The organism is Opitutaceae bacterium TAV5 (assembly GCA_000242935.3).
Lineage (GTDB): Bacteria > Verrucomicrobiota > Verrucomicrobiia > Opitutales > Opitutaceae > Geminisphaera.
Window position 1 is genome coordinate 1,381,957 of sequence record CP007053.1, and the last position, 21,178, is coordinate 1,403,134.

General features: G+C 63.1%; 17 protein-coding genes. 14 read left to right on the top strand and 3 right to left on the bottom strand.

Going from position 1 to position 21,178, the window contains the following annotated elements; translation table 11 throughout:
• Positions 1–4: 4 nt before the first annotated feature.
• From OPIT5_06325 to OPIT5_06370, 10 genes are all read left to right on the top strand, one after another.
• The gene (locus OPIT5_06325; GenBank protein ID AHF94138.1) at positions 5–6,673 is read left to right on the top strand and encodes a hypothetical protein; all 6,669 of its coding nucleotides are present in this window, start codon (positions 5–7) and stop codon (positions 6,671–6,673) included.
• A 90-nt stretch (positions 6,674–6,763) separates the two neighbouring features.
• Positions 6,764–8,521, top strand: coding sequence for a hemin-binding protein (locus OPIT5_06330; protein AHF89897.1), 1,758 nt, complete (start codon positions 6,764–6,766; stop codon positions 8,519–8,521).
• A gap of 25 nt (positions 8,522–8,546) precedes the next feature.
• Complete coding sequence (locus OPIT5_06335; protein AHF94139.1) at positions 8,547–9,170, top strand: hypothetical protein; 624 nt, start codon at positions 8,547–8,549, stop codon at positions 9,168–9,170.
• On the top strand, positions 9,140–9,871 hold the full coding sequence (locus tag OPIT5_06340; protein AHF89898.1) for a hypothetical protein: 732 nt from the start codon (positions 9,140–9,142) through the stop codon (positions 9,869–9,871). The genes OPIT5_06335 and OPIT5_06340 overlap by 31 nt, the downstream gene beginning before the upstream one ends.
• Positions 9,871–10,311, top strand: coding sequence for a response regulator receiver (locus OPIT5_06345; protein ID AHF89899.1), 441 nt, complete (start codon positions 9,871–9,873; stop codon positions 10,309–10,311). Before OPIT5_06340 ends, OPIT5_06345 begins: the two co-directional genes overlap by 1 nt.
• Positions 10,312–10,525: 214 nt before the next feature.
• A complete protein-coding gene (locus tag OPIT5_06350) occupies positions 10,526–11,113 on the top strand; it encodes a hypothetical protein (protein AHF94140.1) in 588 nt (195 codons plus the stop codon).
• Positions 11,110–11,757, top strand: coding sequence for a hypothetical protein (locus tag OPIT5_06355; protein AHF94141.1), 648 nt, complete (start codon positions 11,110–11,112; stop codon positions 11,755–11,757). The genes OPIT5_06350 and OPIT5_06355 overlap by 4 nt, the downstream gene beginning before the upstream one ends.
• Positions 11,758–11,830: 73 nt before the next feature.
• The gene (locus tag OPIT5_06360) at positions 11,831–12,241 is read left to right on the top strand and encodes a hypothetical protein (GenBank protein AHF94142.1); all 411 of its coding nucleotides are present in this window, start codon (positions 11,831–11,833) and stop codon (positions 12,239–12,241) included.
• Between the two features lie 203 nt (positions 12,242–12,444).
• A complete protein-coding gene (locus OPIT5_06365) occupies positions 12,445–12,798 on the top strand; it encodes a transposase IS3 (GenBank protein ID AHF89900.1) in 354 nt (117 codons plus the stop codon).
• 23 nt (positions 12,799–12,821) lie between these two features.
• Positions 12,822–13,634, top strand: a complete 813-nt coding sequence (locus OPIT5_06370) for an integrase (GenBank protein AHF89901.1) — start codon at positions 12,822–12,824, stop codon at positions 13,632–13,634.
• Here the strand turns inward: OPIT5_06370 and OPIT5_06375 are convergent.
• Positions 13,631–13,864: a histone H1 gene (locus OPIT5_06375; GenBank protein AHF89902.1), complete on the bottom strand. Its 234-nt coding sequence runs from the start codon at positions 13,862–13,864 to the stop codon at positions 13,631–13,633. The genes OPIT5_06370 and OPIT5_06375 overlap by 4 nt on opposite strands.
• An 837-nt stretch (positions 13,865–14,701) precedes the next feature.
• Between OPIT5_06375 and OPIT5_06380 the strand changes: the two genes are divergently transcribed.
• The 4 genes from OPIT5_06380 (at position 14,702) to OPIT5_06395 (ending at position 17,155) form a co-directional block, all read left to right on the top strand.
• Positions 14,702–15,547, top strand: coding sequence for a hypothetical protein (locus OPIT5_06380; protein ID AHF89903.1), 846 nt, complete (start codon positions 14,702–14,704; stop codon positions 15,545–15,547).
• A 44-nt stretch (positions 15,548–15,591) separates the two neighbouring features.
• Positions 15,592–15,996: a hypothetical protein gene (locus OPIT5_06385; protein ID AHF89904.1), complete on the top strand. Its 405-nt coding sequence runs from the start codon at positions 15,592–15,594 to the stop codon at positions 15,994–15,996.
• 111 nt (positions 15,997–16,107) lie between these two features.
• Positions 16,108–16,758 carry a hypothetical protein gene (locus OPIT5_06390; protein AHF94143.1) on the top strand — a complete coding sequence of 217 codons (651 nt, stop codon included), beginning with the start codon at positions 16,108–16,110 and terminating at the stop codon, positions 16,756–16,758.
• Positions 16,759–16,945: 187 nt separating this feature from the next.
• Positions 16,946–17,155, top strand: a complete 210-nt coding sequence (locus OPIT5_06395) for a hypothetical protein (GenBank protein AHF89905.1) — start codon at positions 16,946–16,948, stop codon at positions 17,153–17,155.
• Between the two features lie 1,338 nt (positions 17,156–18,493).
• Here the strand turns inward: OPIT5_06395 and OPIT5_06400 are convergent.
• Both OPIT5_06400 and OPIT5_06405 read right to left on the bottom strand, forming a co-directional pair.
• On the bottom strand, positions 18,494–19,375 hold the full coding sequence (locus tag OPIT5_06400; protein AHF89906.1) for a serine peptidase: 882 nt from the start codon (positions 19,373–19,375) through the stop codon (positions 18,494–18,496).
• Entirely contained in the window at positions 19,372–21,165 is a 1,794-nt protein-coding gene (locus tag OPIT5_06405; protein AHF94144.1) for a hypothetical protein, read from the bottom strand. The genes OPIT5_06400 and OPIT5_06405 overlap by 4 nt, the downstream gene beginning before the upstream one ends.
• Positions 21,166–21,178 lie beyond the last annotated feature (13 nt).

The following is a 21,178-nucleotide window of genomic DNA, read 5'->3' on the forward strand; positions in this document are numbered from 1 at the left end:
AATCATGAACCACCGCAAATACCGCAAACAACTCGCCTGCCTCCTGTCCGGGCTCACCTTCACGACTCTGATTGCCGGCACGCTCCCCGCCGACATCTTGGCCTCGACCGCGCTGCCCACCGGCGGCCAGGTCGTCTCCGGCTCTGCCACCATTTCGCAGACCGGTCCCAACCACCTCCAGATCGACCAAAGCTCCCGCGCCGCGATCATCAACTGGGGCGGCTTCTCCATCGGTCGTGAGGCCGGCGTGCACTTCGCCAACGGCTCCGGCGCGACCCTCAACCGCGTGACCGGCGCGCTGCCTTCGCACATCGACGGCTCGCTCACCGCCACCGGCAGCGTGTTCCTCGTCAACCAGGCCGGCATTGTCGTCGGCAGCGAAGGCCGCGTGAACACCGGCGGCTCCTTCATCGCCTCCACCCACGACGTCTCCAACTCCGCCTTCCTCGCGGGCGGCGACCTCCTCTTTTCCGGTGCCAGCGACGCCGTCGTGATCAACGCCGGCAAGATCGGCTCCCTCGGCGGTGATGTGGCCCTCATCGCCCGCCGCGTAGAGAACACCGGATCGCTCACCGCCCCGAGGGGCACCGCCGCGCTCGCCGCCGGCTACGAAGTGCTCGTGCGCGACTACGCGCATAACGACGGCAGGTTCACCGTGCGCATCGGTGGGTCCGACACCGCCGCGATCAACTCCGGCGTGATTGAGGCCGCTGCCGCCGAGCTGCGCGCCCAGGGCGGCAACATCTACGCCCTCGCCGGCAACACCGCCGGTATCATTAAGGCCACCAACCTCGACCTCTCCGGCGGCCGCATCGTCTTCGATGCCGGCTCCACCGGCACCGTCGAGCTCGCCGGCAACATCGACGCCTCCTCCGCCGCCAAGGCTGGCGGCTCGATCATCGCCACGGGCGACACGATCACCGTCAAATCCGCCGCCACTCTCGACGCCTCGGGGGCGACTGGCGGAAAAATTCTCCTCGGCGGCGATTACCAGGGTGGCATCAACCCCGCCAACAACTTCGCCGACCACGCCCTCGCCACCGCCTCCACTACAACGGTCGAGGCAGGCTCGCTCCTCCGCGCCGACGGCCTGACCGGCAGCGGCGGCGACATCGTCGTGTGGGCCGACGACCTCACCACCTACGCCGGCCACCTCTCCGCCCAAGCCTTCGGCCTCACCGGAGACGGCGGCTTTGCCGAAGTATCAGGCAAGAACCTGCTCGCCTACACCGGCACCGCCGACCTCCGCTCCACTCACGGCGCCACCGGCTCGCTTCTCCTCGACCCCTATAACATCACGATCAGCAGCAGCGCCACGTCCAACGGTAGCCTCACCGGCGGCACCTTCACCCCCACCGGCAACAGCTCCATCCTCCGTGCCTCCGATCTCATCGCCGCCCTCGGCTCCGCCAATGTCCTCGTCACCACCGGCGGCGAAGGCAGCCCCGGCGAACAGGCCGGCAACATCACCGTCGCTGCTGCCCTCGAATGGAGCAGCGGTAACAGCCTTGAGTTGAGCGCCTACAACAACGTCATCGTCAATGCCGACATCAACGCCGGCTCCGGCTCCGTCATCCTCCGTGCCGACAACAGCGGCAAGAGCACCGGCACCGTCACCATCACCGAGGGCAGGTTCGTCACCGCCACCGGCGGCCTCACGATCTTCTTCAACCCCTCCGTCAACACCGCGCTCGACGAGAGCGTGCGCTATAACGTCAACAGCGAGAGCTATGTCGCGCCCACCGAGAACTTCGCGCCCAACATCGGCGCCGGCACCCCGTGGACCGCGCTTATGCTCGTCAACAACATCTACGACCTCCAGAATATCCAGAATAACACCTCGGGCGCGCGTGCGGGACAGACTGCATTCGCATCCGGCCGCTTCGGCTATGCACTCGGCCGCGACATCGACGCGAGCGAGACTTGGGAGTGGAATGTCGGCGGAACTTTCGAAGGCTTCCAGTCGATCGGTGACGATAGTAGCTACATCGGCTTTACCGCGCCGGTGTTCGATGGGCAGGGGCATGTAATTTCAAATATCTACCTCGGTAGAGCAGTTACCGGCTCACACTATGATGGGCTTTTTGCTGTGGTTCGTGAGGCCACGATCAAAAACTTTGGTTTGGTCGGTGGAACCATTCGTGGTGGCACAGGAGGTGGCACGACCGGTGCCATCGCCGGTTATGTGGACGCCCAAGCCGTCCTCGATAATGTTTATGTATTTGGCACTACAATCACAGTCCATACGGCCGATAGCTTTCCCGGCGTCGGGGGATTAGTGGGGTATTTGGCCGATGCAACCATCCGAAATTCTTTTGTCGCTACCGACATAGAGGTAGGCTTCCTCACTACGCCCGATCCTTCCTCCGCGGGCGTCGGTGGCCTCGTTGGTTGGTCACTGGGGACAATCGAATCGTCCTTCTTCACCGGAAAAATACACGAAGCAGGAACTCCAAGCACACGATCCTTCGTCGGAGCCTTGGTCGGGACGCAATGGGATGGCGTCGTCCGGAATAGTTATTGGGAAACCACGCAGACATCGAACAACGCGTTCGGCAGCGAAGCGTATGGCACGCAGTCCAACCTTGTTGGGCTCACCAAATCGCAACTGGCTAATTTCGCTAGCTTTACCGGGTTTGACTCAAGCCAATGGGTGGCTCCCGGCTCTCTATCGCCCTTCCCGGTGCTGAAAGTCTTCGGCAGCCGCAGCTACAACGTGGACGAAGTCTGGCGACCCGTAACCTATGCCTTCTCCCAGCCCACCTTGAACCTCGTGTATGGCGCTGGTGCCGGTGGCCTCACTGCGATCCTGAACGGCCTGCAAGGCGACGCCACCGATACTGTGCGCGGTGTGGTCAATCTCCAGAACGCCAACGGCTCCCGCGTAAGCCTCAGCGCCCTGACCAACGCGGGCTCCTACACCCTCGTCATCGCCGGCCTGACCGGCGAAGGTGCGGCCAACTATCGGATTTCCGATACAGGCAATACGACCGCGCAACTGACGATTTCTCCCGCGCCCTTGGTGATCACGTTTGTGAATCAGGAGAAGACCAAGGGAACCAACATCGCTGGTGTCTCCGGTTCGAGCGCTCTCGCCTGGATAGCGAATGCGGTCGGTCTGAAAAACGAGGAAACGATTTTGGGCCTCACCCTGGCCAGCCTCGGATTCACCAGTTCCGCTGCTAACGGCTATTATCCTATTACCCAGGCGACGAATCCGCTCCTTTCTATTCGCCGTGGAACCTCCACCAACGTTACTGCGAACTATGCCGTCACCTACGTGCCCGGCACCTTGACCGTGACGGGCGGGCCGGAACCGATCGCCACACCGCTCAACTACTTCTTCGATAGTCCGTTCTCTTGGGTTTACGGCAACGCGGCCGGTCAGCCCACTTACACCCTATCCGCAGCTCTTTCCCTCACACTCGACCCGACGCACGCCGTCTCCGGCGTCTTGCAGGTGAAAAACAGCTCCAATCAGGTTGTGACTTGGAACAGCCTGCTCAACGCCGGAACCTATTCGCTCTCGTTGAGCGGCCTCACCGGCGCCGACTCGGACAAGTATTACCTCTTGCCCACCGGCAACACCGACGGAGCGCTCACGATCAACAAGGCCCCCCTGACGCTTACGCTTGTCAACCTGCCGAAGGACTTCGGCGCCCTCCTCGGCGCTCCCAGCTTGGAAGAAGGCGCGACTGCGGCATGGCTCGCCAGCGCCGAGGGCTTGAAAAACGGAGAGGTCGTTGACCAGTTGGCCGTTTCCAGCGCGGGCTTCGCTGCCGATGCCGCCATCGGCACCTACGACATCGTCGGAGCCAATGCGCTCATCCTTCGCGGTCGGGGAACGGAAAATCCGGTTAATGTCACCTCCAACTACGCCATCACCTATGTGCCCGGAACGCTCACGGTGGCGGGTGCCGCCGCGCAGGAAGTCACCTACGACTTCTCCGGCAACGCGGTCACGAGTTGGGTTTACGGCGCCGACAACCGCGGCAACATCACCTGGACGCTGAACGGCGTGGAAGGAGGCGACGCTGTTACCGGCGTGCTCGCCATCCGGCAAGGAGGGACCGACGTGACGGCGCAGGCCCTGCTCAATGCCGGCAGCTATACTCTACACATCGGCAGCCTCGTGGGCGACGACGCTTCCGGCTACCGGATCGCAGCCGAGGGCAACACGCCCGGCTCGCTGACAGTCAACCGGGCTCCGCTCGAACTGACCGTGGGCAACCTGACCAAGGTTTACGGCGAGGCATACACGCTGGCGGGCCTCTTGGGCACGCATTTCAGCATCACCGCCGGCCAGCTCTACGGCACCGACGCCGTCACCGGCGTGGTCCTCGCCAGCGACGGCGCAGCGGCCACTGCCGGCGTCAACGGCGGCACGGCCTACGCCGTCACCGCCTCGGATGCCGCTGGCAGCGGTTTGTCCAACTACGACATCACCTACACGCCCGGCGCGCTCACCGTCACGCCCGCCGCGCTGACCGTCACCGCCAGCAACCAGACCAAGGACCACGGCCAGGCGTTCACCTTCGCCGGCACCGAGTTCACCGTCACCGGCCTCAAGAACGACGACGCCGTCACCTCCGCCACCCTCGCCAGCGACGGCGCGGCTGCCGGCGCGGCCATCGGCCCCTACGCCATCACCGTCAGCGATGCGGTCGGCAGCGGCCTCGGCAACTACACGATCAGCTACGTGCCCGGCACCCTCACCGTGCAGGCTGTGCTCACCGACGTGACCTACGCCTTCGGCTCCCCCTATACCTGGAGCTACGGCGACACGCCCGGCACGATCACCTGGACGCTCAACGGCCTGATTGGCGGCGACGCCGACACCGTCACCGGCGTGCTCGCCGTGAAGAACGGCGCTGGCGCGACCGTCACGCTCGACGCTCTGCTCAACGCCGGCAGCTACACGCTGACCATCGGCAGCCTCATCGGCGACAACGCGGAAAACTACCGCCTCGCCGCCACCGGCCACACCGACGGCTCGCTGACCATCACGCCCCGCGTGCTGACCCTCGGCACGCAAGGCACGGTCGCTGGGACGAAGGTTTACGACGGCACCACCGACATCCAAATCCTCACCCACGGCCTTCTCGCCAACGTGGTCAACGATGACAGCGTGGCCCTCGCGCTCACTGCCGCCTACGCCGACAAGAACGCGGGCGACGGCAAGAGTGTCACCGGCAGCTACGCTCTCACCAGCAACGACGCGGGCAACTACGTCCTCGCTCCGGGCGCGGTGGCCTTCACCGGCACCGCCTCGATCAGCCAGAAGGATCTGACCATCGGCACGCAGGGCACCGTCAACGGCAAGGTTTACGACGGCACCACCGACGCGACTGCTGCCACCCACGGCGCGCTCGCCGGCCTGATCGACGGCGACACCGTCGCCCTCACGCTCGGCAACCTCGTCTTCGCCAGCAAAAATGCGGGCAGTCAGGGAGTCACCGGCTTCTACGCCATCGCTGGTGCCGACGTGGGCAACTACACCCTGAGCGGCAACGCCTTCACCGGCACGGCCACGATCACCCCCGCTACGCTGACCATCGGCACGCAAGGGACCGTCGCTGCGAGCAAAGTCTATGACGGCACCACCGTCATCGAAGTGCTCACGCACGGCAGCCTCGCCGGCCTGATCGGCAGCGACACCGTGACCCTCACGCTTGCCGCCGCCTACGGCGACAAGAACGCCGGCACCGGCAAGACTGTCACCGGCACCTACGCCACCAGCGGTGCGGACGCGGGCAACTACACCCTCGCGGGTGCGGCCTTCACCGGCACGGCTTCGATCACGCCGAAGGAAATCACCCTCGGCACGTCCGGCACGGTCGCCGCGAGCAAAATCTATGACGGCACCACCGCCATCGAAGTGCTCACGCACGGCAGCCTCGCCGGCCTGATCGGTTCCGACGCCGTGACCGTGGCGCTCGCCGCGGCCTACGCCGACCAGAACGCGGGCGAGTCGAAGGACGTGGCCGGCCTCTACACCCTCGGAGGAACGGACGGGAACAACTACGTCCTCGCCGACGCGACCTTCGCGGCCACTGCGGCGATCGAGAAGGCCGTCCTCACCTACCTCGCCAACGCGGCCAGCCGCGTGCAAGGTGCGGCCAATCCGGCCTTCACCGGCAGCGTGACCGGCTTCGTGGCCGACGAAACCCTCGCCACCGCGACCACCGGCTCGCTCACCTGGACCAGCCCGGCGGATGTGAGCAGCGCGCCCGGCGTCTACGCCATCAATGGCGGCGGGCTCGAAGCGCAAAACTACACGTTCGCGCAGGCAGCCGGCAACGCGACGGCGCTGACGGTGACGACCGCGCCCGTTGGCCCGACCGACCCGGAAATCCCGGTCGGACCGGGGATTCCCACGGTGGAAGACATTGCGGACATCATCGCCAACCACCCGGCCTTCGAGGGCCAGGATGCCGACCAGATCGCCCGCAGCGTGATCCAGAGCATCGTCGTGTTTCAGCAGACGCCGCGCGTCATCGAAGGCGGCTCGGCGAACACCTCCTCGGAGAACGCCGCCGAGCGCACACAGGGCCTCGTCAACGAGGTGGCCCCGCCGCCCGCGCCCGGCTCGCTCACCAATGAGCCCTCGAACGGCGTGGACCCCGACAACCTCCGCCAGTTCGGCCCCTACATCCGCGTCAGCTCGCTCTGAGCTGTCTTCCGTGCGGGCGGCGGGGGCGATCTACGCCCCGCCGCCCGCATGGCCCCCTCCCTTCAACTTCACCTTCTTCCGTAAACTTTAATGAACCTCACACCTGCCACCCAACGCGGCGTCCGGCCCTTGGCCCTCGCCACCTTCCTCCTCACGCTCGGCGTCGCTTCGACCCACGCTCAAGTCATCGAACGCAACGAGCCGCCCGCTCCGCCTCGGCCTGCCGCCGGCTCGGCCCTGCAACTCGACCAGCAAAGCCTCCAGCCCGGTTCGACTGACGCCACGCCGCTCGGCGCGACCGTCTCCGGTATTCGCCTGCTCGGCCCCGCCGAAGGCGCCAGCCGCTCGCCCGCGAGCGGCGTGCAGATCGGCGACATCGGCGCCGCCGATCCCGCCGCGCTCAAGCAGGCGCTCGCGCCCTTCGTTGGCCGTCCGCTCAGCCGCAAGCTCATTAGCGACGCGCAGGCCGCCGTCGCCAAGATTTACCGTGACTCGGGTCATCCCTTCGTCTCGGTGACGCTGCCGCCCCACGACGCCACCGATGGCACGCTGCAACTGCGCGTGGTCGAGTTCCGTCTCGGCAAGGTCGAGGTCAACGGCGCCGTCGCCAGTCCTCTCGAATCCGACCTGCGGCTGACGGGCGGTGAGCGCATCGACGCCAAAAAACTCTCGGAGGATCTCGACTGGCTCAACCGCAACCCCTACCGGCAGGTGCAGGGCACCTTCGCCGCCGGCGACGAACTCGGCACCAGCAACCTCGAACTGACCGTCACCGAGCTAAAACCTTGGCAGGTCTTTGCCGGCTACTCCAACACTGGCACGCGTTCGACCGGAAAAGACCGCTACTTCCTCGGCGCGGCCGCGGTGTTGAAGCCGCTCAACAACACGTTGATCTCGTATCAGCTCACCGGTGACACCGACTTCTGGCGCAAGCCTGGCAGCATCACCCTCGATGAGGATGACCGTCCCCGTTACTTGAGCCATTCGGGCCGCGTGACCATTCCTCTGGCTCCCCGTCAGGCGCTGGAAATCCTCGGCAACTACGTGGCGACCCGGCAGGAGCAGGACCTCCTGCCCGGCCTGACGCTGCGCACCGACAGCACGACCTTCGAGGTGCCGATCCTCTACCGCACGGCGGTCTCAAACCTCTTCGACGGCCACTACCTCGGCGACCTGACCTTCGGCGTCGAGTTCAAGCGCAACAAGCAGGAGACCTACCTGCTCGGAATCCCCCTCGGCAGCAACGAGGCCGATGTGCTCCAGTTCGTCGCCGGCTGGGCGCATCAAATCCCCGACAAGTTCGGCTCCACCAGCTTCGACCTCAAGATCAAGGCCAACCCCGGCACCGACGAGGACGCATGGGAACTGCGCGGGCGCGACGCCAAGTATGTCTATGGCTCGCTCGACGTCACCCGCGTGACCAAGCTCGGCGGCCGCCTCACCTGGGTGGCGCAGTTCAGCGGCACGCTCTCTTCCGCGGACCTGCCCGACACCGAGCAGGTCGCCCCCGGCGGTTTTTATGCCACCCGCGGCTACACCACCGACGACGGCGCCGCCGACCGCGGCTTCGTGTTCCGCAACGAGCTGCGCCTGCCCTCCGTCGCGCTCTTCCCCGGCCGCGACCAGCTCTCGCCGTATTTCTTTTTGGACTACGGCTATGGTGAATCCGACGGCTCGCCCGACGTGAAGCTCGCCTCCTTCGGGGCCGGCCTGGACTACCGCTACGGCCAGACCCTTTCGGTCGGCGCCGCCTTCGGTGTCGCGTTGAGGGACGCCAACTCGGCCAACCCGAACCTCACGGAGAAGAACGACACGACGTTCCATCTCCGCGCCTCGCTCAGTTTCTGAGCAAACCCTTCGCCCCGCCCTCGCCATGATCGCCAATACGCTTCCGCTTCTCCGGTCGGTGTGTCCGGACTCCGTGGCTGCCTTTGCGCCCAAGTCGAAGGCGGGGCCGCCTCTTTACCCGATCCTGTGCAGCCGCGAAGTGCTCGGCGCGGCCAGCTACTTCGTGCTGGCCGCCATGCTCGCCGACTGCAAACCCCGCCCGCGGGAATCTTCCGCCCGCGAAGGCACTTTCATCGACACGCTCCAGCACGAGCTGGAGAGCCGGCGTTACCGGCTCGGCACCGTGTCGCGTTTCATCAAAAGCCAGTTGCACCGGCCCCGGCTGATGCTCTTCCTCAAGGACCGCGTCGTCCACACGGCGCTGTTTTTGGTGCTGGACGCGGTGCTGTCCGAAGTCTGCTCGGAAAATGATCCGGTGCATGTGCGCACGCTGGCTGCGGTGCGAGCGACCGTGCGCAGCGGCAGCTACGGTTTCGACGCCTTCGACATCGAGGGGAGAGGAGGCATGATGAACCGCGGGTCCTACCAGACGCTGCTGCGCCTGGTCGCCATCCATGTGCACGACGACGATCTGCTCCGCCTGCTCAAGCTCTTCCTCAAAGCCCCGGTGGTGGACGTATGGGGTCGCGACCGGAGGGCCGCAGGGTGAGGGGAAATGAGCCGCCCGCTGTGAGTCTCTGGAAGGCCCTCGATTACCTGTTGCGCCGCCGGAACTATTTGCTCGCCTTTCGCCGCTTCCGGGCGCGGCCGCGCCGTCCCGCCGACCTGTCCCGCCTGGTTCCCGGTTTGGGGACGGGGACCGCCACCCAGCTTGTCCAACTGCTGGTCCGCGCCCGTCTGCTCAAACGGCTGGAGTCGGACGGCTCCAGGGAACGAAGCCCCTGCACGCTGACCGCGGAGGGCGGCCGGTTGCTGGACATCTTGCAGACCGAACTCCGGCGGCTCGACGCCTTGTGTCGCAAATCACTTCCCCCTGCGCGTCAGGACAACGGCTGCGGTGGACGGCGCGGCGGTGCCTGGGTCGTTCGCCGGCTGCTGCGCCTGCGCGGGGCGATGGCGCTGCTCGCGCAGTTGCCCGCGGGAGAGTTCGCCGGCGAACAGTTCGTGCATTGGGTCAAAGCATTGCCCGGCGCCAGCGTCGGTGCCTGCCTGCACCTGCTGATGTATTGCGGGCTGGTCGAACGCACCCGCACCCAGCACCCGCGTCACCGCGACTACCAGCTCTCCGAGCTGGGACGGCAGACGCAACTCCTGCTGGCGATCTTGCAGTCGCTGGCCGACGAGGGCGTCCACGACCACGCCGACAATGCGGCGATCTTTTTCCCCGAAGCCGAACCGAAGACCGCCTGATGAATGAACCGCCCCGCCAGCCTGACGCCGCCGTCGGCGCCGCTCATTCCCGAGTCTCCCCCTTGCGCCTGCTCTACGTGGAGTCCCACTGGCTGTCGCGCAAGGTGGCCTGGTATCTGATGCAGGACGTGGACTGTGTGTGGACCTACGCCGACAACGCGGCGCAGGCGGTCGCACTGGCGGAAAAGGCAAAGGCGGAGTCCGCCCCTTTCGACGTGGTCATCGTCGATCATCACCAGTCGGCGGAGGGTTCTGGCCTGCGCGTGGTGCGCGCCTTGCGCGAAGCCGGGTGGGCGGACACTATCCTCGCCATCGGCGTCGAGGAGATCACCGGCATCGAACGGCAGCGCTACGAAACCTTCGACGTGCCTTTCCTGTTTCTCACGCCGGAGAACCACGCCGATCTGAAAGCCTTCGTCCGCGGCGCGGCGCGGAAGTGAGGAGGGGGCCAATGAAAACACCAGCCCGGCCCGCTGCCTTGGAAGCGTCCCAGCAACCTGCCATTGCCAGGGTGGAACAAATGGAACCTCCTCATAGTTTGGAGGTTTTGATGCGCAGTTTGGGGGCGGCTCTGGACCGGTTGGATGCACCGACGACGAAGCATGATGCTGCCTCCGACTTGACAAATGGTAAGTCTCTTCTCATATAGAAGACATGTCCCAATCCACGGTTTACCGAGATACTGACCTCGAACCCGAAGTCGGGGCCGAGGTCAAAAAATACCAGATCGTGATCAATGGCATCGCCATGCTGATCCCGGAAAAAACCCGCATGGCTACTTTGGTCCAGTTGCTCAGCAGCGCGGTCCGCCAAGAGTTGCACCAAACCACATCGCGGCCCGAGTGGACCAAGCAGGTGCTCCGCATCCAGGGCGATGCGGCCATCGCCGAACTCGTCCGCGAGAACTGGGAGCACATGGGCCAGGCGGCGACCGTGCAGGCCCGGTTCGGCATTCCCGGCTCGACTCTGCACCGGCTCAAGGACCGCGGAGAAGTGATCGCCTTCCGGCCCGCCGAAACAGACCCCTTTGTGTTTCCGCTCGACCAGTTCGAGGGGCGGAAACCGGCGCCTTGGGCCGCCGACATCGTCAAGGGCCTCGGCAACGGCGCCCCGGCGCTTCATTTCATCTTCACGCCTCGCGGTTCCCTGGGGAACCGGAGCCTCATGGATTTGGTCCGGGCGAAGGACCCCGAGGCCGGGACCGCCATTCATCGCGCGCTGCGCCGGCTGACTGCGGAATGAACATGCCGAAGCGAGGCGACCCCAGGCTTCCGCCGGCGGACTTTTCGGAGCGCGATCTCGGCCCGGTCGTCGAGGATTGGCACGGCGACTTCTGGCGCATTTCGCACGAGGATGCCCCGGAGGCGGACTGGTCGTGGAGCGAGGAAGCGCGATTCAGCCGCCCGGACCAGCCGTTCGGCGTCCTCTACATCGCGGAACGGAAGGAAACCGCCTTTTGGGAACGCTTCGGCCAGGAACTTCAGGACCAGCCGGTCAAGGCCCGGTCGATGCCCGAGAAGCTGCTGGCTGAACGTGTCTGGAAACGTATTTCTATCATGGATACAAATCCGCTCCGCGTGCTCGATGTCCGCAAGGCTTCGACCCTCCGCGCAATGGCCGCCGATGATGCCACCTTCCGGGCTCCCTACGCCTGCACCCAAGCGTGGGCGAAAGCGATCATGCTGCACAAGGACGACCTCGACGGCCTTGTTTACACCTCGCGACTGAACACCCCCGAAAGCTGCGTCGCTCTTTTCGACAAGCCCGGCGTCGGCTCCGGGAAGCTGCACATCACGACGGGAACCGGGAAACTGGCCGACGACCCCGAAGTCCTTGCGATCCTGCTCCAGGAGAACATCCGGCTGCTTCGGCCCGATAAACCGTGAACGGGCGGCCGGCTGGGGGTGAGGCTGAGAGCTTGAATCCTGCAAAAATGCAGGTTTTATTACAGGCATAATTATGGCAACCGCACTCAAGACCAGGAAGCGTTCTGCCAGGCCGGCGCTGGCCGGCACGTTCCGTTTCGCCCACCGCGGGGCGCATGATTACTCCGGTCTGCTCCAGCACTATCGAAACACCTTCCGCCTGCCCCAGCCGTTGCTCGTGCGGTTGACCGGGTTTTCGCCTCGCTCGGTGGCGAAATGGAGTCAGGGCGAACCGCCGTCGGCCAAACAGGAAAAGGCGTTGGTGGAGATGGATCGCCTCCTCGATGGACTGGCTCGTGTGATGGAGCCGGCGCAAGTAGGCCGCTGGCTGAAACAGCCCAACTCTGCTTTCGACGGATCGACGCCTTTGCAGGTGGTCGAGCGTGGCGAGCTCGACCGTATCTGGCGGATGCTCTACGATCTGGAATCAGGCCAGCCCGGATAAAGGGGCTTTGGATAAACAGGCGAACCCAGCTCAGGGAGCGAATGAGGATAGAATCGGTCCGAAGCTGACTGGGTCGGATCGTTTTCCCGTCCATTCAAGTCACTGCGCATGGACGAACCGTGCCGATCCGGTGAAAGGATCAGCTTGAGGTTGCCCCGAATTGACGGACAGGGGTTGAGGGTCAAAAGCGAAAGGAAACACAGATGAAGACCCAATTGGAAAAGCCGGCGAGGAGCCGTGCGACTTACAGCAAGGAATATCAAGAGGAGGCATTGGCGTTGTGGCGGCAGAGCGGCCGGAGCGCAGCGAAGGTCGCCGCGGAACTGGGGATCAGGGCGCCGTTGTTATACCGGTGGGCCAAGGTCCGTCGGAACGGTGCCGAGCACGGCACCGTTCCGACGGAAAAGCCCGTGCCGCAGGTGGCGGAGCTGCAGGCGCAGATCCGGCGATTGAGCGAGGAAAACGCGAAGCTGTTGGAGCAGCGTGAAGTCTTAAAAAAATCGCTGGGCATCCTCTGCGAACAGCCGCCGAGAGGTATGCCCGGATCGAACGCATGAGCGGCGAATACAAAGTGAGCTGGCTGTGCGAAGCTCTGATGGTCTCGCGCAGCGGGTATTACGACTGGTTGGATCGGCGTCATGCGCCCGGACCGCGCGAGCGGCAAAACCGGGCGTTGCGGCAGCAAATCCGTGAGGAATTTACGCGCAGTCGAAAGACTTACGGCAGTCCGCGCATGACACGGGCGCTGGGTGGTCGGATCAGTCGCAAGCGCGTGGCCCGGCTGATGCGGCAGGAGTGTTTGCACGCACGGCAGCGCTCCAAATACCGAGTTGCCACCACGGACAGCCGTCATGGCGACCCCATCGCCGCGAACCGGTTGCGTGGCTTTGTGGCCGACCGTCCCGACCAAGCCTGGGCCACCGATGCGACCTGCGTGCTGACCGGCCAAGGCTGGCTGTATGTGGTCGCGTTGCTCGACGTCTATACGCGTCGGATCGTTGGCTGGGCGATGCACGACATCCTGGACGCCAGGCTGGCCGTGGCGGCCCTGCAAATGGCCTTTGCCCAGCGCAAACCCGCGCCCGGGTTGATCGTGCACTCGGACCGGGGCAGCCAGTTTGCCAGCGGTGATTACCGCTCCGCCTTGGCCGCGCGTCGCTGCGTGGCCTCCATGAGCCGGAAGGGAAACTGTTACGACAACGCCTTCATCGAATCGTTTTGGAGCAGCCTGAAATACGAGGTGGTTTACCACCGCCGCTTCGCCACCAAAGCCGAGGCTCGCTCCGCGATCTTCGATTATATTGAGACGTTTTATAACCGCACCCGGCTCCACTCCAGCCTTGGATACCAAAGCCCTGTTGCGTTTGAATCCGCATTGAAACATACAAACTAATTATCCCTTAACCGACTGTCCGAAGAATCGAGGCAAGCCCAGCTCTTGGTCTTTTTCGGTTTCTTCGCCGGCTTCGCGGATTTCGCGGCCTTGCGAGCCGCCTTCGCGGCTTTCAGTCCCTTTCGGGCTTGTTTCAAGGCGGTCTTGGCGGCTTTGACCTGTGCCTGCGCTGTCTCGACGGCCTGTTCGGCCTTGGAGGGTTGAGCTGGGTTTTTGGCTTTCTTTGTCATGGAAACGGAATGCTCTGGCTGCACCCCAAACGGCTGAGCCGTCAAAACAAGGGGCGATGGTGACGGTTTAGTTACAATCAAGTAACGGGCCTCGCAAACGTTCTATTGTTACATTTCAGGCCGATTCTCCATCCGGGGAAACGCCTTTCCCCGCGGTCGAGCCTGGGTCTCGCCCTCCCCATTCTAGCGGGGACACCCCGCAACGCCCCGATGCCGGCGGAGGCCGGAATGTTTCCAGCGGTTCCCGCTTCGGTGCGGTCGCTATGTTGCGGCTAACGGCCTTCTCGCTGCGGTCGGAGACGGCTTGCCTCCCGTTTGCCGGCCGCCTCTGGCGATACGTCGTCCAAGCACGACCTTTCGTCAGGATCGTTTCCGTCCGCAAGCATCCGTCCACGACACCGGCGGCCTTGCCACACTCACGGCGGCGCCGACTCCTCCCTTCGCTCACGGCCTCCCGCCTCCACGCCGCGACCGCACCTGCGCGTGATCGACCGACAGGGATAGTCAGCCGGCTGCGCCCGCCATTTTTAGACGCTCAAACGCCGCTGGGCTTGCGGTGCTCGCTCTCTGCGCGCCGCTCACGCATCCGCAGTCAGCAAAGCCACACCCAGAGGGAAGCCTTAGTTTAGCCCCTGCACCGGCTGGCGGGCGTCGCGCTGCGCACTCCCGCCCGTCCGCGCCTCAAGGTCCGCTTCGCTCTCCACCTTGTGCGGACGGGGCTTCACGTCGGCGTCCCTCCGGGGTGGCCGATTTTTCGGTTCGGCTCCGGTAGGGGCCCGCGTAGCGCGGCCCGCTACTCCCCGCGCCCTCGTTGGGGCGCATCAGTCCCACAACATCATGAATACGTCCGCTATCGTTTCACCCTCCCGCGCCTTTCAGGCGCTGTCTTCCGATGATCTCCGCCGCGCCGCTCCTTCGGTGTTCGCCGAGCACGCCCGCCCCGGTGTTTCCGCCCGCTACACCTTTGTGTCCACCGCGCAGGTCGTTGCCCTGCTTGGCGCCGAGGGGTGGCTTCCCGTCAAGGCCTCCGAACAGCGCGTGCGCCTGGAGGACCGCATCGGTTTCCAGATGCACGAGCTTCGTTTCGCCCGCCGCGACGACTTGGACGCCGGTGCGCTTCAGGTCGGCTCCACCCGCCCGGAAATGATCCTGCAAAACGCGCACGACGGCAGCCGCGCCTACCGCATCGACGCCGGCCTCTACCGTTTGGTTTGCCGCAACGGGCTGACCGTGGCGGATACGGATTTCGCGCACGTCTCCATCCGGCATGTGGACGTGTCCGCCGACGCTTTCGCCAAGGCCGCGCAGTCCGTGGCCGAGAGCACCCCGCGCATGTTGGAGGCCGTCGCCCGGTGGCAGGGCGTGCAGCTTTCGCAGGCGTCCCGGATCGAATTCGCCCGCCGGGCGCTGACTCTGCGCTGGGATGCCACCCAGCCGGTGACGCAGTTCCTCAAACCCGAGAAGCTGATTGCCCCGGTGCGCTACGGCGACGCCGCCACTGATCTCTGGACCACCTTCAACGTGGTTCAGGAGCACTTGATGCGCGGGGGCGACCGCTACCTCGGGCATACCGAGGGCGCCGGATTCCGGCGCAACCGCACCCGCCCCGTCTCTGGCCTGAATGAAGGCCAGCGGCTCAACAAGGCCCTCTGGTCCCTCGCCGACGAGTTCGCCCGCAACTGAAACCCTCAACGGGCACGGCGGCGACGCCGCGCCCCCTTTTTACTATGTCCAACTACTATTGCGCTTCGCGCACCAATTACTTCCGGGTCAAGGACCACGTCGCGTTCCAATCGTGGGCGCAGCATCGGGGCGTGCAGGTGATTTCCAACTCCAAAGACCATCCCGGACATTTCGCACTGCTGCCCGATCCGTCGGACGACGGTGCCTTCCCGGACTACGACTTCGATCAGGACGAGGAAATCGACTTCATGGCCGAACTCTCCGGCCACCTCGCGGAAGACTCCGTCGCGGTGATACTGGAAACCGGTGCGGAAAAGCTGCGCTACCTCGTCGGCTATGCGGTTGCCGTCAACGCCATGGGCGACCGCGTCGAGATTACCCTGAACAACATCTATTCGCTCGCGGCGCGCACGTTCGGCGGCCCCCAACCGACACGGGCGGAATACTGATCTCCACCGGGGCGGCGGCGCACCGTCGCCGCCCCTTTTTTCCCGCCTGTCCCTTTTTCGGTAGGCCCTCATCCGTGCCACCACACTCCCACACTCCACATTCTCAATACAATGAACTCACATTCCGTCCCCCCTTCCGACGAGGCCGACCGCAAGGCCGCCCTGAATGAATTCTTTGCGGCCGTCCGCACGGCAGCGCGTGAAGCCGACGACGCCGTGACCGCCGCCAAACCCGCATTGGAGCGACTCGCCTCCGCCATCGCCGGCCACGACCACGGCCAGGCGGTTCGCGCACGCTCCATCCTGATTTCTCTCTACACAGGAGGCACCATGCTGGCCGACGTGTCCGACTTGCTCGCCCTAGATTGGACCCTCCGCCGCGACCTCTGCGCCGTGCTGCTTGCTTTCAACCACGGCGAATTCAGCTACGACTATCTGCGCGCCGCCTTCGAGCGCGCCGGCGACAAGAATGCCCGGTGGTTTCTCGGCGCCGCCAACAATCCGCGCGAACGGCTCCGCGAAGCGCTCGACTTCGCCAAACCCGGCCCGCTCGACACGACTCCGCGTTCATCGAGCGAGAAAGGCGTGGCCGGCTTTGTGGCGAGCCTCTTCGCCGGCCGGCCCGTCGATCTCGATTCCGCCGTGCAAAGGCTCGACGAAATCCGCCGTTCCCTCGTCGCCGGTTTGTTCGCCTACTACCTCGCGCAGCGCTTCGACTCCGACGACCGGGAGACGGTCGCCGAACATTTCGCGCTGGATTGATCGCGCCCGGAGGAGCGGCCACCTGGCCGCTCCTTTTTCCGACAGGCGGGTTGCCGCATTTTGGGCAGACGCCCGCCGCTGTAATCGAGGGGAGGGCGGCTTGGAGTCATCCCGAACCGGTCATGTCAGGCCGGTTGAAATCACGTCACCCAAAAATCAACCGCCGGCTTCGCCGGCCCATCACGCCATGAATACAGGAAACACGGAAGCCCTCCAAACCGACCGTCCCGCCTCCGGCCGGACCTCACGTTCGCCGGTCAGCACCGACGAACTCTCCCGCTTGAAGCAGGAGTTGATGCAGGCCGAGGTCCGACTCGCCAAGGCCCGTGCCACCGTCGTCGGCGCCGAGATCGACATCAAGGTCATCAACACCCGCCTTCGTGAGTTTATAAAATGAGTCCGACCCTAAGAAACGGTCTGATGTATGAAACGGTGTGGCCAGCCATGCTCAGCCGTGAAACGGACGGATGAAGCTGAAAATATCGGGACGCGGTGGAACGGTCAGATTCAGCGACCATTTCTCGGCATCTGTCACCGTGCGAGGAATAACTCGCCTGTTGATCAGACGGCGAAATGCGTCGATTGCCTGTTCGCTTGGTTGGCTGGCTGCATAAATGCAGCTATGGCAGTGTGACGCCAAGGCTTCAACTAGATGAACGCCGTCCGTTTCGACCAGTGTGTTACCCTGCGGACGCGCGGTGCGCTTGTCGAAGACTACCGCGCATACGTTAGGTGTGACCGGTAACAGGAGAAAATCGATCGTCTCTCCTGCACCCCACGTAAAGCAGAGGACCGGGTGATCCGACGTGATAATTTCACGGCCGGTTGGCGTTCGAAATAAACGCACCCCCCAAGTTTGTTTAAGTCGCTCAAACAATTCGGATAGCGGCAGAGCCTCTGCACCGAAATTCCCGACAATAAGTCGATTTATAAAACTGACTATGCGAAATTGATAGGCTTGAACTCCCTCAAGCCCCGTGCGGTTCTCATGCACAATATTGCGGGTATAAAGATCGAATGCCGCTAAAATCAGCGCGAAGTATTCGAAGACCGTGGGGTCGCCATCACACCAAATTTTTGTCAAAGCAGCAGCGTATCCTTTTTCGAACTCTTGGAACTCTTCCTCTGACTTCTGCGGGGCCGTTTTGGAAAAAAGATAGTCGCCGGCACATTGAGACTGGACTGGCACAAGTGTGCACCGTGTTTGATCGACCCGCCACACTTTGGAATCGCGAGTGCTCCGAGATCCGTCAGGCGAAAAGTTCTTCAGATATACAGAGGGAAGAAAGTGCTGACGCTTGTATGCAGGCATAACGACTGGTTGCGTTGTCTCCACCCAATTAACGAGGCAGAAAGGGCTTCGCGACTGACCCTATCCAGCGGTCGGCTGCCATAATTCCTCCAATCTGGAACTCCAAATCGGCACTGCCCTGGCCCAATCCAGCTGCCTGAGTCAACATGCGACCAAGTCCATGGTGTGCCGCTTCGCGAATCTCAACCGGAATCTCGTCGCCGGAAATTGCCCGACGGGTGAAATCAACACACGCCGCAAGCAAGTAGTCGCAAGCCCGAAGGAATGGTTCGGCTTCGGAATCACCGAACGAAAGTGTCCTCACGTCTTGCAGCCCCAAACTTGGCCCGAGCCATCGGCGTAGGGCGCCATCGCACGACTGGCGTCCCGGTTCCGGCTCGCCACGCTGTCGGAGAACGAGGCGCTTATCCCAGTTGCACACGATTAAAGCAATGCATCGTAAATCGTTTTCGCCACCACCGGATCGTCGAGATAACCAGCAATACCGTGACGGTTCTCGGTATGGTTTTTCACGTCCGAATTGTTGATGATAACTTTTCCCACCATGAAGTGGGGATCTTGCAGCGGATAAAGGGCTACGACGTCACGCTTGTCGAACGCATTAAACCAAGCATTCACGCATTCTGGATAGGTGGTCGGCGCAATCGACCGGCGGATCTTTTCCACACCAAGCGGCGAACCGACGGTGACTAAAAGGGGAATGTTCCACTGGAGATTTTTTCCCTCTCGCCGCAGAATGTTATAGGCGACAATGGTTCCCAGCGAGTGGGCAACGATCACGGTGGGCTCGTTCGGCTGGATGGCTTGGATCACCCCAGTTTCGATGATGTCCCGGATACCGCCTTTGGTGAGGTAATCGAAAACGTCCTTGGTAAAGAGCGCGACCGAAGCGCTGCTTCCGAAGGGGACCTTGCGATCGATGACCTTCAAGATGGCTTGCACCCAAGGCCAATTCAGCGGACCCCGTTCGACAACCTCCGCAGCAATCTCTGCATCAATTTCCGCATCGGTGATACCCGCTTTTTTGCGTATTTCCTCAAGCAGAGCGCGGATGTAATCGCGTTCGGTCGGACTCAAGTCACCGCGGATGACCACCCTGGCGGCGTCCGCCGGGTCGGCCCCAGCTACGAGTTGGTCGAGGGTGTCGCCGTAATAAGGGAAACGGATGGCCGCTTCATCGATGGGTAGCTGCAAACCTTGCTTCGCGAGTCCTTCGCGGAACGAGGCGATCCATTCTTTCTTGAGCGCCAGAGAATCTTTCCCCTGCTGGGATCGACCGTGGATGAATACGAGTTTCTTCGTCATAACTTCTCCATTAATGTTTCACGTAACCGAGGGAGCGCGGCCTTATCAAAAAGCGTCCAGAGGGATTGGTTGATGACGTGCGGACGCAGCGCTTCGAGCCGAGGTGTCCAAGCGTCAAAGGCGCCTAGGAGCGACCAGCCTTGGGCCAGCAAGGGCACAAATGGGTAGCGCTTCACCCCAAGACGATCGTCCGGCCGATGCTCGGCAAGCAGGTTGAGGTCGAAGAGCGTCACGTTAAGATCGTCGCGCAGATACCCTTCCATGCGACGGATCATCTTGGGGTTTCCCAGCCGATGATACGAATACGCTGCATACAATGCGAGGGTCGGATCCAGACCTTTCAGGTATCGGATGCGTTCGGTCAGTTTATCCGCATCGTCGCGCTCCAGTCGGAATACGCCCCGGCGAACAGAGGACGCAATGATTGCCCGGAGTGCGGTCAACTCTTCGCGACGTTCGACATACTCTCTCCATCGTTCGCTGGTGTCGGAAGGTTCGTAAACGACGTTGCGCAGTTCGCCCTTCTCAAAGGTCAACGAGACAATAAAGCCATGAATTGCGGGTATGAGGACGGCACGCCCCTCGGCGAGTTCGATCAGAACGTTGGCTGCGGGCTCTTTCTCGAGCCCCACGCGGACCAATTTCGGCGAGAGTTGCTGGACCCAGGCCGGTAACGCCGTCCAAGCGCTGACGATCTCGGCCCCGCGTAGTTTGAAACCACATCCAGTTTCGAAGTGGGTCGGACCGAAGTTCTCTGTTTCACGTTCAAAGGCCTTCGATAGGTGTCTGGCGACCAGTGCCCTTTGATCGCCCAAGGCGTTCACGATGGCCTTTCTGCCCTCCCCCCACGAGGACTTGAGCGCGCTTTGCAATGCGATCGCGCTGAGATCAGCGAACATTGCCATTGGTGGTTTGGTCGGTGCATCAGGCGGCATAGCCGGTGGGCCTCCGGGCGTTGCGTCGCCTTGGGGCAACAGGCCGTTGAACTCTTGGAGAAAGGCAAATTCGTCAGATAAAATCTCCGCATCAGGTGTTTGAGAGTGGGGCGTATTCAAACCGAGCTTTGCCTGAACGAGCTTCGGCACCTCTTTTGTGAGATGTCGCTTCAAAGGCTGTGGGCGCAAATAGAGCTTCGACACACTATCGGATGTAAGCACCGTCCTACGTTGGCCTCCCAACGTCTCAACCAGTTCATTCGTATAGAGCGAATCGTAATGGGCCGCCGCCACGGTTTTGTCTTGGATTTCCAGCGCGGGCTCACCGAGGAGAGAGGCATAAAAAACATCCACCGCCTTTTGCGGACCCCCGCGAACCTGATTGGGAAAGATTTCACTCCCACGGATCGCCTGCGCTTGAATGCCTTCGGGCGCCGTGCGACACGCGTCAGAGAAGAAGATTACGTGCGGAATCCCGCAGCGCTTTGCGAGTTGCACGGATCCCGCCACATTAACGGCCTCCTGCGTGTCTTCGGGGGCGTCGCTCAACAGCCAATATTCGCTATAATGAAGATTCACGCCGTGCCCGGCGAAATAGATGAAAAGCTGCTCCACGTTGTCGCGATCCACCAATTTTTTGACGGCTTTCTTGATGTCCCCCGCCGTCACTGGATTTTTCTCGTCCGTCAGGGTGATGACGTCGTCTTCACCGAAACCGTGACAACTGGCCCAAGCTTCGACTTTCTGCACCCCGGCCAGCGCCGCTTTAAGCTCGGGCAGCTGGCCCGCCTTCTTGACCCCAATGATTACCGCCGCACGATTCATGATTGAATCCCATGCCTTGGGCTGAGCCATGATAACCGTGCGT

What these genes read in the sequence shown, in the direction of transcription:
- OPIT5_06335 (AHF94139.1), top strand. Translation starts at nt 8,547, where the DNA reads ATGATCGCCAATACGCTTCCGCTTCTCCGGTCGGTGTGTCCGGACTCC.
- OPIT5_06325 (AHF94138.1), top strand. Translation starts at nt 5, where the DNA reads ATGAACCACCGCAAATACCGCAAACAACTCGCCTGCCTCCTGTCCGGG.
- OPIT5_06365 (AHF89900.1), top strand. Translation starts at nt 12,445, where the DNA reads ATGAAGACCCAATTGGAAAAGCCGGCGAGGAGCCGTGCGACTTACAGC.
- OPIT5_06390 (AHF94143.1), top strand. Translation starts at nt 16,108, where the DNA reads ATGAACTCACATTCCGTCCCCCCTTCCGACGAGGCCGACCGCAAGGCC.
- OPIT5_06380 (AHF89903.1), top strand. Translation starts at nt 14,702, where the DNA reads ATGAATACGTCCGCTATCGTTTCACCCTCCCGCGCCTTTCAGGCGCTG.
- OPIT5_06375 (AHF89902.1), bottom strand. Translation starts at nt 13,864, where the DNA reads ATGACAAAGAAAGCCAAAAACCCAGCTCAACCCTCCAAGGCCGAACAG.
- OPIT5_06330 (AHF89897.1), top strand. Translation starts at nt 6,764, where the DNA reads ATGAACCTCACACCTGCCACCCAACGCGGCGTCCGGCCCTTGGCCCTC.
- OPIT5_06355 (AHF94141.1), top strand. Translation starts at nt 11,110, where the DNA reads ATGAACATGCCGAAGCGAGGCGACCCCAGGCTTCCGCCGGCGGACTTT.
- OPIT5_06340 (AHF89898.1), top strand. Translation starts at nt 9,140, where the DNA reads ATGGGGTCGCGACCGGAGGGCCGCAGGGTGAGGGGAAATGAGCCGCCC.
- OPIT5_06405 (AHF94144.1), bottom strand. Translation starts at nt 21,165, where the DNA reads ATGGCTCAGCCCAAGGCATGGGATTCAATCATGAATCGTGCGGCGGTA.
- OPIT5_06400 (AHF89906.1), bottom strand. Translation starts at nt 19,375, where the DNA reads ATGACGAAGAAACTCGTATTCATCCACGGTCGATCCCAGCAGGGGAAA.
- OPIT5_06395 (AHF89905.1), top strand. Translation starts at nt 16,946, where the DNA reads ATGAATACAGGAAACACGGAAGCCCTCCAAACCGACCGTCCCGCCTCC.
- OPIT5_06350 (AHF94140.1), top strand. Translation starts at nt 10,526, where the DNA reads ATGTCCCAATCCACGGTTTACCGAGATACTGACCTCGAACCCGAAGTC.
- OPIT5_06345 (AHF89899.1), top strand. Translation starts at nt 9,871, where the DNA reads ATGAATGAACCGCCCCGCCAGCCTGACGCCGCCGTCGGCGCCGCTCAT.
- OPIT5_06360 (AHF94142.1), top strand. Translation starts at nt 11,831, where the DNA reads ATGGCAACCGCACTCAAGACCAGGAAGCGTTCTGCCAGGCCGGCGCTG.
- OPIT5_06385 (AHF89904.1), top strand. Translation starts at nt 15,592, where the DNA reads ATGTCCAACTACTATTGCGCTTCGCGCACCAATTACTTCCGGGTCAAG.